9 protein-coding genes and 1 pseudogene are annotated in these 13,837 nt (G+C 46.7%); 3 read left to right on the top strand and 7 right to left on the bottom strand.

Going from position 1 to position 13,837, the window contains the following annotated elements; all coding sequences use genetic code 11:
- The first annotated feature begins 96 nt into the window (after nt 1–96).
- Entirely contained in the window at nt 97–627 is a 531-nt protein-coding gene (locus tag QTO06_RS03515; protein WP_331406885.1) for a GNAT family N-acetyltransferase, read from the top strand.
- Nucleotides 628–735: 108 nt separating this feature from the next.
- Here QTO06_RS03515 and QTO06_RS03510 read toward each other — a convergent pair.
- The 5 genes and pseudogenes from QTO06_RS03510 to QTO06_RS03490 form a co-directional block, all read right to left on the bottom strand.
- A pseudogene (locus QTO06_RS03510) lies at nt 736–1,245 on the bottom strand (MerR family transcriptional regulator).
- 179 nt (nt 1,246–1,424) lie between these two features.
- Nucleotides 1,425–2,918, bottom strand: coding sequence for a sodium/proline symporter PutP (gene putP, locus QTO06_RS03505; protein WP_331406884.1), 1,494 nt, complete (start codon nt 2,916–2,918; stop codon nt 1,425–1,427).
- 137 nt (nt 2,919–3,055) lie between these two features.
- Complete coding sequence (locus tag QTO06_RS03500; protein WP_331406883.1) at nt 3,056–3,763, bottom strand: 1-pyrroline-5-carboxylate dehydrogenase; 708 nt, start codon at nt 3,761–3,763, stop codon at nt 3,056–3,058.
- Nucleotides 3,764–3,774: 11 nt separating this feature from the next.
- Nucleotides 3,775–6,906 (bottom strand): bifunctional proline dehydrogenase/L-glutamate gamma-semialdehyde dehydrogenase PutA, encoded by a 3,132-nt coding sequence (gene putA / locus QTO06_RS03495; protein ID WP_331406882.1) that lies wholly within the window; start codon nt 6,904–6,906, stop codon nt 3,775–3,777.
- Between the two features lie 400 nt (nt 6,907–7,306).
- Nucleotides 7,307–8,119, bottom strand: coding sequence for an AraC family transcriptional regulator (locus QTO06_RS03490; protein ID WP_331406881.1), 813 nt, complete (start codon nt 8,117–8,119; stop codon nt 7,307–7,309).
- Nucleotides 8,120–8,896: 777 nt separating this feature from the next.
- Here QTO06_RS03490 and QTO06_RS03485 point away from each other — a divergent pair.
- On the top strand, nt 8,897–9,616 hold the full coding sequence (locus QTO06_RS03485) for a helix-turn-helix transcriptional regulator (protein WP_027726839.1): 720 nt from the start codon (nt 8,897–8,899) through the stop codon (nt 9,614–9,616).
- Between the two features lie 67 nt (nt 9,617–9,683).
- Here the strand turns inward: QTO06_RS03485 and pdxH are convergent, their stop codons facing one another.
- Nucleotides 9,684–10,319: a pyridoxamine 5'-phosphate oxidase gene (pdxH, locus tag QTO06_RS03480; RefSeq protein ID WP_009706666.1), complete on the bottom strand. Its 636-nt coding sequence runs from the start codon at nt 10,317–10,319 to the stop codon at nt 9,684–9,686.
- Between the two features lie 476 nt (nt 10,320–10,795).
- Between pdxH and QTO06_RS03475 the strand changes: the two genes are divergently transcribed.
- The gene (locus QTO06_RS03475) at nt 10,796–11,473 is read left to right on the top strand and encodes a response regulator transcription factor (RefSeq protein WP_331406880.1); all 678 of its coding nucleotides are present in this window, start codon (nt 10,796–10,798) and stop codon (nt 11,471–11,473) included.
- 57 nt (nt 11,474–11,530) lie between these two features.
- Here the strand turns inward: QTO06_RS03475 and QTO06_RS03470 are convergent, their stop codons facing one another.
- Nucleotides 11,531–13,837: an efflux RND transporter permease subunit gene (locus QTO06_RS03470; protein WP_331406879.1), complete on the bottom strand. Its 2,307-nt coding sequence runs from the start codon at nt 13,835–13,837 to the stop codon at nt 11,531–11,533.

Genomic DNA, 13,837 nt, shown 5'->3' with positions numbered 1-13,837 from the left:
ATCTAGAGGTTATTTGGGTATACGAACAACTAGATCATTCTAAGTACATCTGATTAAATGATTTTTCGTTCATTTTTCACCCAAAGGATAGCCGATATGGAAACGAAACGTCTTAAGCTAATCCCCGCTTGTTTGGAACGTGCAAAAGAAGCACATCAAGTCGTGGTACGTTGCCAGAAAACGCTCGAAACGTACCTTCCTTGGGTGCCACATGTGGTCACACTAGAAGCCATGATTGAGGGAACAGAAAAAGCCATCGCCAACTTTGAAAACTTCGAAGAGGAATTGCGTTACTTCATTATCGAAAAGGAAAGCGATCGCTTAATTGGTGCCGTTGGCTTGATGATTAGAGACCAAGAAGTACCAGCATTTGAGATTGGCTACTGGTTAGATGATATCGCTGTTGGTAACGGCTACATTTCCGAAGCGGTGTTAGAACTTGAGCGCTATGCGTTTGAAGATCTTGGTGCAAGGCGCATTGCTATTACGGCAGATTCAACCAACCTAAAAAGCCGTGCCGTCGCAGAGCGTTGTGGTTATGATTTTGAAGGTGAGTTGAGACACGACCGCCTTTCTACCTCAGGGGAGTTGAGTAACACTGTGGTTTACTCAAAAATCCGTCACTAGGCAGTTTATGATTAAACTTTTTTATTAAATATAGCGCCACAAAAAATAAGCCTCACGAAGAGGCTTATTTTTATTTAACCGGTTTTTAATACGCTGCTTAGGCGCTAATTATAGCGCACGGATGCGCACAATTTCGTCTTGCTCAATACCCAAAGATTCAAGGAATTTTTGGTGCTCAGCAGGCTCCATCTCTTCAAATTTCTGGTGCCATGTCACCATGTCGTTTTCAGAGAAACCCGCAGCTTGCATGATTTGTACCCAACGTTCTTTAGTCACAATATTATCCTCTATCAGTTGTGGTTCTTGTAATAGCACCACGATCGCTTTTTGTTACGCTCGCAGGTTTTGAATCTCGCGCTCGAGTTCATTGAAATGGTCTTTCAAGATCTCCGCTTGAGATTTGCCTTTCTGTAGCAACAAAGTGCGTATGCTGGAAATCGGTAACCCATAAGAACGATAAGACGAGATGTTTTTTAAACGCTGAATCTCTTTTTCTCCATACCATCGATAACCGTTTTCTGAACGATGTGCAGGTGCTAGCAAGCCTTCACGTTCATAGTAAAGAATCGTAGTACGAGAGAGTCCACACTCTCTGGCCAGTTGGGTTACGGTTAGCATAGTGGCTCCTTTTGTCGGTACAGACATAGCATCAGCCCTACACTGATAGACGGGTCAACACGTTTTTCACTATACCTCAGAAATTCTCGAATTGAGGTATTACGGGTCATTCAAATCACCATCGAGTAAGCACAAAAAAGCCCGCGACGGACGCGGGCTTTGTTTTCACTTGAGATTGATTAGTCTAGCTCAACCAACTTCTTCTGGTACTCTTTGTGTTGCTCTAGTACTTCTAGCGCTGCTCCGCCGGTCATTTTGCTCACTACCACGATAGCGATAGTAGAGAAGATGATGCCCGGTACGATTTCGTACACATCGAACCAACCGCCTGTTAGCTGTTTCCAAACCACGATAGTCACACCACCGATTAGGATACCCGCTAGTGCGCCGTTACGGTTCATACCGCTCCAGTAAAGGCTAAGTACAACTGCTGGACCAAACGCAGCACCAAAGCCTGCCCAAGCGTAAGATACAAGGCCTAGAACAGAGCTGTCTGGCGTCATTGCTAGGAATAGCGCGATAAGAGAAATCACGATAACGCCTACACGACCAATCATTACCACTTCTTCAGACGTTGCATCTGGCTTAATCACTTGCTTGTAGAAGTCTTCTGCTAGAGCAGATGAAGATACTAGAAGCTGTGAATCCGCAGTACTCATTACCGCCGCTAGGATTGCCGCCAATAGGATACCTGCAATCACTGGGTGGAATACCGTGTTCACCAATAGCATAAAGATTTTCTCACCGTCATCTAGCTGTGTACCTGGGTGACCAGTTACCCACACTAGACCAACAAGACCAACTAGCATTGCACCTGCCATAGAAAGCGCAGTCCAACCCACAGCGATACGACGCGCTGTTGTTAGGTCTTTGTTCGAACGAGAAGCTTTAAAACGCGCTAGGATGTGTGGCTGACCGAAGTAACCTAGACCCCATGCCACCAACGAGATGATCGCGATAGCCGATAGAGGCTCGCCTTTCGTATCGTTCCATAGCGTTAGTAGCTCTGGGTTAATGTTGTGCATGTCCGTCGCCAATTGACCTAGACCACCATCCATCACGGCAACTGGAACGATCATTAGTGCTGCTGCCATCAATAGACCTTGCACCAAGTCCGTCCAAGATACCGCTAAGAAACCACCGAATAGCGTGTAAGAAACCACACACACCGTGCCAATGATAACGGCAATGCTGTAATCCAAGCCGAATACGGTCTCAAACAGTTTGCCCCCTGCTACCAAGCCTGAGCTGGTGTAGAAAAGGAAGAATAGAAGAATGAAGAAAGCAGAGATTGTCTGAATCAGTTTCGACTTATCGTTAAAGCGACGCGACAGGAATTCAGGCAGCGTTAGCGCATCAGTTTGAATGCTGTACGTACGTAGACGTTTTGCACTGATTAACCAGTTTAGCCATGTACCCACAAGCAGACCGCCTGCTAGCCAGAACGCTTCAATACCTGCTGCATATGCATACCCCGGAAGACCAAGTAGCAACCAGCCACTCATGTCTGATGCGCCTGCAGAAAGTGCCGCTGGCCATGGACCAAGGCTACGACCACCTAGGAAGTAGTCTGATGAATTGGAAGTCCTCTTATACGCGTAAACGCCAATGGCAACCATAATTAGTAAGTACGCCACGAAAGTGGTCGTGATAGCAAAGCTATTTTCTATCATTTGATAGTCCTCGTTATAATTATTTCCTTCCTTGCCCTCTTTGATATTTTGCCATCGCAGCAATACATCAAAGCAAGAGATACCAATCCGGATAAGCTCTCAGGCCCTTTTGATTCAGATTGGTATCACAAGTCAGGTTAGTGGGAGTTGCTTCCCAACTCGAGTAGAGTCGCGTTACCGCCCACTGCTGTAATATTTATCGTTCGAGTACGCTCAGTAATGAAGCGCAACGACAGATGAGGATCATGAGTCAATGTCGGTGACTCTAAATCCGTTTCAGAAACTAAGCCGACGATGGCACCGTCACGCTTAGCCAGTTGCAGGTTAAGCGCGTGCTCAACCTGTGAATGCCCAACATAACCCACACTACGTACGTCACTGTCTAACAACGGGGAAGACGCATCGTACGCAACCACTTGGACTAAGTTAGATGGGAAGTTTGCTGACGCCACAGCATGCTTAACCAATTGATTAAGCTCTGCATTGTCACTGCAAATCACCACACTGTTGCCTGCAATCAAAGCACAGGTGATCATTGCAAATGTGCTGTACAGTGCGTTCTCTGTGTGTTCTAGGTTGTTTTCACAAACGACCAAAGCCACACCGCGACCCGCTGTGTACAGCTCGTTAGTTTCACCCGTAGGGCCCACTAACTGATGAGTTTCTGCCAACAGAGACGACGCTTGCTGTAAGTGGTAAGACACCACTTTGCCAACCACGCTATGCTGCTCTTCAATCGCAGATTTAAATGCCAGCAAATGCTCACATTTGTAATCAAAATCGGTCAGATTCCACTGCTCCCACGCAGAGAATGCATCTTTAAAAAACGTGATCTGATGAACCATAATGCGACTCCTTACGCCTTCTCTGCTTGAACAAGATGTTGTTTAGTAAAGCGGTATAGGTAGTGAGGACCACCAGCCTTCGGACCTGTACCCGACAAACCTTGACCACCGAATGGCTGAACGCCAACCACCGCGCCAACCTGATCACGGTTGATGTAGCAGTTACCCACACGAGCGTGTTTTTCAATCCAACGGTAAGTGGTTTCGTTACGGCTGTGGATGCCCATTGTGAGACCAAAACCAGTTTGGTTAATTTGCTCAACCACGTTTGGCAACTCAGACGCTTTAAAGCGAACAATGTGTAAGATGGGACCGAATTGCTCTTCTTTCAGAACATCAATGCCCGAGATTTCGAATGCACTTGGCGACACAAAATCACCATGCTGACACGCTTCGTCCAATTGCAATTGAGCAACTTTGGTTTGCGTGCTTGTCATGTGCTCTAGGTGAGCAAGGAGTTTATTTTTCGCATTGCTGTCGATAACCGGACCCACATCCGTTTTGTGCAGGTAAGGAATACCAACATGCAGTTCATTCATCGCACCTTGGATAAGGTTGATGATGCGATCTGCAACGTCTTCTTGAACGAACAGAACGCGCAGAGCAGAACAACGTTGACCAGCAGAAGCGAAAGCGGAACGAATCACGTCACGCACAACTTGCTCTGGCAGTGCCGTACTATCCACAATCATGGCGTTTTGACCGCCAGTTTCAGCGATAAACGGTACTGGCTTCGCGCTACGCTCGGCAAGCGTCACATTGATGCGTTGCGCCGTCGCTGTCGAACCGGTAAATGCCACACCTGCAATCGCATCATGAGACGTTAGTGCATGACCAATTTCACCACCACGACCCGGCAATAGCTGAATCACACCAGCAGGGAAGCCTGCTTCTAGCATCAATTCAATCGCACGCGCTGCAATTAAGCTAGTTTGCTCAGCTGGCTTAGCCACAACTGTGTTACCTGCAACCAATGCCGCTGTGACTTGACCAAGGAAGATCGCTAATGGGAAGTTCCATGGGCTGATACAAACGAATACGCCAAGCCCTTCGCGGCTAGAAATGCGTTTCACGCCATCAAAACCTTCTAATTCGAACGGTTGAAGGTTTTGCGCTTGTTTCGCGTAGTAACGACAGAAATCGACCGCTTCACGCACTTCATCAATACTATCGTGAATCGTCTTACCCGCTTCTTGGTGACAAATCGCCACCAACTCAGCCAAGTTTTCTTCCATCAGATCCGCAAGCTTATCTAGGCTCGCCGCTTTTTGTTCAATTGCGGTGCCTTTCCACTCTGGGAATGCAACATCAGCCGCTTCGATTGCAGCGGAAACATGATCAAGGCTTGCGAAAGCCACCTGACCCACTTCAATACGACGATCGTAAGGGGCAGTAATGATCTCTGCGGAGTTTTCCTTGATCATGCTTTCGGCATGTTTCACGCCGTTGATGATCGGACCTGCTGTCCACCTCTGGGTTAGGAAACTTTCTACCTGCGCTTCAAACGGCTTCGCTTCGCTATCAATATCAACGTTCACACCGTATGAGTTTTTGCGCTCTGGGAAAATGCCAGTTGGCATTGGAATTTGACCGTTGTGCAAGGTATCAAAAGAGGTCAACACATCAACAGGGTGATGCGTCAGCTCTGAAATCGGACAACGCGCGTCCACCAAACGGTGCACAAACGAGCTGTTCGCGCCGTTTTCTAGTAAGCGGCGAACCAAGTAAGGCAGTAGATCCGCATGGCTACCGACTGGCGCGTAAATACGTACTGGCTGACCATAAGTGTCCATCACATGGTTATAAAGCGAATCGCCCATACCATGCAGACGTTGGAATTCGTAATCTTTGTGTTCTGCCATTACAGCAATCGCCGTAACAGTGTGTGCGTTGTGGCTAGCAAACTGCGGGAAGATATTACCGCGCACGCCTTCACTTAGTAGGAAGCGCGCACACGCTAGGTAAGCAACATCCGTCGCTTCTTTGCGCGTGTAAACTGGGTAGTTCTCGTAACCTGCTTGTTGTGACCACTTGATTTCGCTGTCCCAGTACGCGCCTTTTACTAGACGAAGCGGGATCAAATCACCCTGCTCTTTCGCTAGACCGTTTAGCCATACCAATACAGGCAATGCACGTTTGGAGTAGGCTTGAACTACCAGACCAAACTTGCCCCAGCCTTTCAAAAGGTCGCTGCGATACAGTTTTTCAAACAGTTTGAGTGACAGCTCAAGACGGTCCGCTTCTTCTGCGTCAATCGTGATGGCAACATCGACTTCGATAGCGCGCTTGAGCAGCTGCGTTAAGGTGTCATAAAGCTCTGTCATCACGCGTTCTTCATTCGCCACTTCGTAACGTGGGTGAAGTGCAGACAGCTTGATAGAAACAGAAGGCGCAGGGCTCGTATCACTGCCGTACGTTTCACGACCTACGGCTTCAATCGCCATTAGGTAATCTTTAAAGTACTTGCTTGCGTCTGCCGTGGTTAGCGCCGCTTCACCCAACATATCAAATGAGTAAGTGAAACCTTTGTCGCGCATTGGGCGACCGTTCTTCTGCGCTTCTTCAATCGTACGACCACGTACAAACTGATGACCCATGATCTTCATTGCCTGATACATGGCTTTGCGAATCACAGGTTCTGAGAATTTGTTTACCAGACGGTTTACAGCCTGACCTGGACTCTGGGTTTCCTGCTCACCAAGACCAATCACTTTACCCGTTAGCATTAAGCCCCAAGTTGACGCATTAACAAACACGGAATCAGAACTCTTAAGGTGAGATTTCCAATCCGCAACGCTTAACTTGTCTTTAATCAGTGCATCCGCCGTTGCTGAATCAGGAATACGCATCAATGCTTCTGCAAGACACATCAGCAAGATACCTTCTTGGGTATCAAGGCTGTATTCCAGCAATAGCGCATCAATCATCTGGATTGACTTCTTATCCGCACGGATAGCTTCGATAAGCTGGGTTGTTTGGGTCGTGATTGCCGATTTTTCTTCCGCTGTCGGCGTTGCTAGTGGCAATAGTTGCTCTAGCCATTGAGACTCGTCCACCATGTACAATGGCGAGATCAGTGACCATAACTTATCAAGCGGCTGTTCGATAAATTCTGGTGTTAACACGTTCGTTGCAGTAAACATGCGTTTTCCTCAATCTCTCTCCTCGAAAACCGCTTCGAGGATCATCAATGGCTGGCAGTGTATTTTGAGGGCGAGAAGAATACTTGTCAAAAACTCCGAGCTTTTTGCTAAAAACTCGCTTTTATAACAAAACATCTACATAGTCACATGCAAATAGATAATATATTGTGTTGTAAAAATTCATCTTTGCCTGTCATTTACAACAAAGACAGATAGATTTTGAGCAATTTTTGTTTGAATAAGAAGGATTTAGATTGCGCTTTTGTGAGAAACGAACAAAAACGCTGAAAACTTTCGGAGAATTACGCAAAAAAATTTGATTTTCCTGTGCAAAATGCAAGCACAAAAAAACCGCGACTCATGCGCGGCTCTTTCCAAATAAGCAACTAAATGAACAAGATTAACCAACCTGTTTCTTATACTGAGAAGGTGATAATCCTTGTAAACGAGTAAAAGTATGCGTGAAGGTACTTTGGCTCGAAAAGCCAGTTAATTCAGCAATTTGCCCCAAGGTTAAGTGACCTTGTTCAATCAAATCGCGCGCCATGTCGATGCGTTTGCCTAGCACATACTGATGCGGCGTAATGCCCATCTGATCTTTGAACAAGCTATGGAATTGGCTTTCACCCAAAAACACACTGCCTGCCAATTGCGCCACACTGATTTTATGACTCAAATGCTGTTCGATGTAGCGGTCAATAGCATCCAAATCAAAGCGCGATTCTTTCTTCGACGTTTCAAATGCAGAGATATGACGCTGCATAAGAGCGATCACGGTATCGTTACATGCGCGGCTAAGCAGTAAATCGTCTGGGTGATTACGCATCTCTTGCACTAACATTTGAATCAGCTTTTGGATTTGACCATCCAATTGGAAGTAAAGATGAGAGCGCTCTAGATTGTTGATTTTCTGCAGCATCTCGGGATCATCGTTGGCAGGCTTTGGCATGTTGAGTACCAAAATGTCTGATTGATGAATCACGCCGCCGAAAGCATGATCAGAAGACGCCGTTACGATGCAACCTTGCCCTGGCCCAACTAAATTTCCCTGACCACGAACCTCAAATTCAGCCTGTCCTTTCAAGCCGATCACGATCTGCGTATAAGCATGATCATGGCAATCCATATAAGACGGAAGCGTGATCAACTCTGCTGGTTTAGGCAGCATGATCTCTTTATATGGCGGGGCTTTCGGGTTATCTGAATCACTCATTTCGAACAGTCGTCTTTATACAGTCGGCTTACACCTTCGCATCATATACCTTCTCGGTTGGGTTGCAAATCTTCCCCCTTCCAATCGCACAAGATCAAACCAACACGATCAAGGCGTTCTACATGATCATAGTTCCGGAACGATGATCATGTAAGAGAAACTTACGGTCAATGTGCAACCAATTTTTTTAACAAAAACGGACAGATAGCCAAAATTACCAAAGATGAGACAAGCCAATAGCAAAGATCTTTGGGGTTGAAATGCAAACCAATGTAAGCCACGAGGTCAAAATTACGACCGAAAGCGTGTGAAATGCCTGAAAAACAGGGGGATAGAGGGATTTCCCCCCTTACTAATATGCCCACAATTCAATACATTAAACCTCGAGCTCTAGGATGCATACGACCCTGAGCTCATCGGTATCTACTTGATACCTCTAACTTACTTAGCAGACCCTCGCTATGTAATTTAGAACCTCTTCTACACGTCGACAAGATTATATCTTGTGTTGCCAGCCCGTCTTCAGGCTGGCTTTTTTTTGCCTATCGCCAATGAAAACAATGGCATAAGCTGATAATATATCGGCCATTTCACCGTATCCTGACGTTAATCATCACGCTGAGTTATCTTGCTCGACCTTGTCTCTTACAGTTCTATCTGGCGCGATTCTCGAAAGCATGATCAAGGTGATGGTTGCCATTTAAAAACGCAGGATAAACGAAGTGAGAATACCGACCTGCAATCATGCAGGCGATGAGTAGCAGTAGTGAGTCCATTGTGAATATTCCAGTCAATACCATAGAACAGTCGCTCCTTCGACAGCTACCGGGTTGTTGGGGATGCAAAGATAAAGATTCGGTATTCCGCTATGTGAATCAGGAATACGCCGAGTTAATTGGGTACGATTCACCTGAAGCCTGTATCGGTAAAACAGACTTTGAAATGGCTAGCCCTACCACGGAGTGCGCGCAAGAGTTTCGAGAACAAGATAAACACGTGATTGAAACTGGCGAGTCGCTAAAGATCCTCGATATACACCCGTATCCAGATGGTCATTGGCGCGCGCACATCTTTACCAAGACGCCTTGGCGAGATGACGATGGCAACATCATTGGCACCATCTTTTATGGTCGTGAACTGACTGATACTGCCGTCATCGAAGTAGGCTATTGGGTTTGCCGAGCCATTGGCGGCTCACCTAATCAGCAATCGATCTTTCGATTCGCTAACCTTAAGCCCGAGCCAGAGAAGCTAACTTGCCGTGAGCAAGAGACTTTGTTCTTGTTGCTGTATGGCAAAAAGCCGCAATTCATCTCTCAGGTGATGGGGATTTCAACCAAAACCGTAGAAGGGCATGTCGCTCGTCTGCGCACTAAATTTGAAGCCAACAGTAAGAACGAGCTTATCGATAAAGCGATGGAAGCAGGTTACGGCTCCATCGTGCCAAAGACGCTGCTGAAACATCAGTTGTCTGTTGTTCTCAACGGCGAACGTTGAATTTCCAAACTCGAAAACAAAAACACCGCCTATTGAGGCGGTGTTTTTTATCTCTTTGTCAAAGCCATTACGGCGCAAGGCGATCGATGTCCCACTCGCCTTCTTGATTTGAGAACAAGAAACGGTCGTGCAGACGATGTTCACCACCTTGCCAGAACTCAATGCTTTGTGGCTTAACGCGGAAACCACCCCAGAAGGTCGGCATCGGGATTTCACCCTTGGCAAACTTCTGCTTCAGTTCGAGGAACTTACCTTCTAGTACACCACGCGCTGAAATACGGCTACTTTGTTTGCTCGCAATCGCAGCCAATTGGCTGTCTTTCGGGCGAGAAGTGAAGTATTTCATGTTTTCCATGGCGGTGAGTTTTTCAGCCACACCTGTAATGTGAACCTGACGCTCAAGCGGGTGCCATGGGAAATGCAGGCTGATGTTGCTGTTGTGCTCAAGCTGCTGTGCTTTACGGCTGCCCAAGTTGGTATAGAACACAAAACCGTCTTTATCGACGCTTTTCAGCAGCACAATACGTTGAAACGGCATGCCATTTTCGTCGACTGTCGCGACTGTCATCGCCGTCGGGTCAGTCAGACCTGCTTGTACCGCTTGTTCTAACCACAGGTTAAATTGATCAATCGGATCTGCTTTTAAATCTTTACGACGCAGGCCACCTTTTGTGTACTCACGACGAATATCAGCAAGTTCCATCTTCACTCCTTCACTCGTTTTTGTCGATTGTGCGCCCGATAAATTGGAAATACAAGGACAGCACACATGGATGTTTAAAGACCTAGTACGACTCTTACGGTTGGAGTACTACAAAGATCCATCGCATGGGATGCCGAAGCGTAACAAACAAGCCCAGACATCACTGTGATTTATGTCGTTAGGTTGATGAAAGTAGGGTGAAAACCAACAATGTGAAGTCATTCCAAAATAATATTGCTCGTTTTTGCTCCACTAAAGACAATAATTACTGCCCAGTGGCCTAAAAAACCTCAGAATTTCAGGTACTAATGCAGGTGAGTCGTAAGTTTATTAGCTTATTCACCTACTTCAATTCGCTGTGAAAACCGGACTCTCAATCCCTTTTTTGAAGCCGCTTGGGTATACTAAAAGACATGCATAATAAAAGTGGGTAACCACAACACATTAAACAACGTTGCTAGGAAAGGCATATGCTTATGGACAAGCTAAGACTGTTCGAACTCTCCAACCAGCTCAGGTGCGCCGAAAGCTCCGACGCTATTCATGCTTGGTTTGGAGAACTACAAAACGAAATTGATTTTGAATTCAGTATCCTCGGTTTATTCGGTGATGATTACGCTCCAGACCCTGTCTGTTATGGTTTCTCTCCCGATCAATTTGCCAACTGCTTTAGTAAAAAAACCGCCGAAAGTGACCCATTAATCGCGGCATTACAGCAATCCAATCACGGCATCATGGCCCTGATGGACTCACATACCCATCCAGATTACGGTAAGCGCTTACTGCTGGCCGGATATCATGGCGACAAGAAAGCCATTTACCTCACCTCGTTTGGTGACCGCCAACCTTCCAGCGAAGAAATCGACGCGTTGTATCTTTTAACGCCCCACCTCTATATGGCTTCAAGTTATGTCTGTGATCGTAACATCCGAGTGGAAACGCTCCCTACTCCAGAGAGCCAACTAACGACTCGAGAATGTGAATTGCTTCCTTGGTTAAAACTGGGCAAGAGTAATTGGGAAATCAGCCGCTTACTCAACATCAGTGAACGTACTGTCAAATACCACCTACAGAATATTTATCGTAAGTTGGACGTACATAACCGAACGCATGCCGTGTCAAAAGCGATCGAGTTAGGCTGGTACGAGGATTAAAAAAGGCTTAGGACGAATATCCTAAGCCAAGTGGTACAAGCCAAGAGTGCCAGTAAATTAGGCTGTTTGTGGTTTGTGTTGTGCTGCTTTGGCAGATTTCCCAGTCACTTTAAGCAAGGCAGGAATCAACAACAAATCAAGCACAAGCGCGATAATGATGGTGATTGCGGTCATCAGGCCCATGTCCGCATTCATCTTGAAGGAACTGCTCGCCAACACAAAGAAGCCTGCACTGAGGACTATGGTAGTACCTATGATTGCCACGCCAGTTTCTCGAACGGCGGTAACAATCGATTCTTCTTCCGACTTCCCTTCCTTACGAGACGTGTGATAACGATAGAGCAAGTGAATGGTGTCATCCACGACGATACCTAGCGTCATACTCGCAATGACGGAAAGACTCAAGCCAACTTCACCAATACTCAGTCCCCACAAACCAAAGGCAATGGAAGCCGGCAAGATGTTTGGCAAGATGCTAATCACACCAAGGCGAACGGAACGCAGAATCAAACCAATAAGGAAGGAAATCACCAATAGTGCCGCGGCAGATGCCGTCAACATGCTCACGTTGTTGCGATAACCAATGTGCGCAAACATAATGTCAGCACTCACTCCAGGACTAATGCTACTTTCAGGAAATAAGCCTAACAACTGGCTGCGTAACGTCGACTCCAGAGCAATCAAATCATTGGACGACATCTTCTTCGCCGTCACGATAACGCGCAGTTCTTTTTTATCCAACGCGACTTGGTTGCTGAGGTTCAATCCGTAAGGAAGCGACATGTCATAAAGCAAAAGTGTTTGAGCAGACAACTCAGGATCACTGGTGAGACGATATTCACCCGCTTCATCGTTATGCAAGCTGCTGTTCAAGCGCTTCATGATGTCAGTCAGCGATTGAATGTGATACACGCCTTCGGTTTGGCGAGCCTGTTGAACAAACTGATCCAACTTATGCAGGAAATCAGGAGAGGTAATCAGTTCGCCTTGTTCTGGTCGAATCGCATATTGAATACTCGCCACACCCGTTAAGTTAGCGTAGGTGAAATCGTTCGCTTGGCGCACCGCATAAGATTCATCGAAATATTCAAACAGGGTGTCATCGATATCGTTTCGAACCAAGTTTGCAGCAATGACGCCACCACCAAGTACAACTACGGCGATCTTTAATCCAGGTTTCACCATGGCCCAGCGAGCGATGGCTTCAAGTGGCTTGGCAAGCCCTGCGCGCTTCACTACTTTACTCTTTCTTGCTGGTAACACGGCCAAAAGCGCCGGAACCAAGAACAACGTCAGGAACATGGCAGCAATCACGCCCATCGCGGTGATGTTGCCCAAATCGTTAAACGGAGGAGAGTCACTGAAGTTCATCGACAAGAAACCAACCGCAGTAGTCAAACTGGTCAGAATAATGGGTAGACGATGTTTCTCCATCGATTGCTGCAAAGCCACCAGCTTGGTTTCGCCTTTGTTCAGCGCGTGTTTATAGCCTTGCAAATAGTGAATGCAGTCGGCAACCGCCATGGTCAAAATGATAAGTGGTGCAGATGCAGAAGGAGAGGTAATTGCCATGCCGAGCCAACCTGCAGCACCAAGCGCGATGAAGATTGAAGAGATGATGGTTAATGTCACTACCACCGAACTCCACAAGCTACGCAGATAAATGCCCGTGCCGATGACAATCAGCAGCAATGCGCCCGGCACTAAACTGCCCATATCTCGCTGTGTCGCCTCACCAAACGCGTCATTTTGCATCACCTGACCAGTGAGATAAAACTGCACGTCAGGGTAACGTGTCTGAGTTTCAGCAATCTTGTCTTGCCAGAACTGCGCGATCTCACGCACTTCTTCGGACTGGCCCTCCGTCGTCAAACGCACCAACACATTGATCGCCGTCGAGTTCGCATCCTGAGCTAAGTAACGATTAACCAACTCAGCTTGTTTAAGCGCATACGCTTTCTTCTCCGCAAGTAACTGGGTATTGCTGAGTTGGTTCGCGTTCACAAAATCTTCGACGATAAGATCATCATTTTGAGCATGGGTATATTGATAGTTGGTCAAAGAATCTACACGGTATGAGTGAGGTGTTTGCCACGCATATTCCGTCAGTTCCATGACTGCTTTCAGCACATTTTCCCGAAAGACATCGCCCGATTTCGGGTGCAAGACAATCAATACGCTGTCATTGCTGTTGTATTTTTCTTCGATGCTCTCAAACGCGATCAAATCTGGATTGTCGTCGCTAAAGAACACTTTATAGTCATTGTTTAAGCCGAGTTTCCCTAAGCCAACAAACGCTAGGGCCATGATGCAGAGCCACCCCACAAGGGCGAGCAAGGCTCTGGGTTTTGTCCATTTTTTCAT

It is taken from the genome of Vibrio sp. M260121 (assembly GCF_036533715.1).
GTDB lineage: Bacteria > Pseudomonadota > Gammaproteobacteria > Enterobacterales > Vibrionaceae > Vibrio.
Note: the sequence above shows the minus strand (reverse complement) of the source record. Positions and strands in the feature narration are given on the sequence as shown.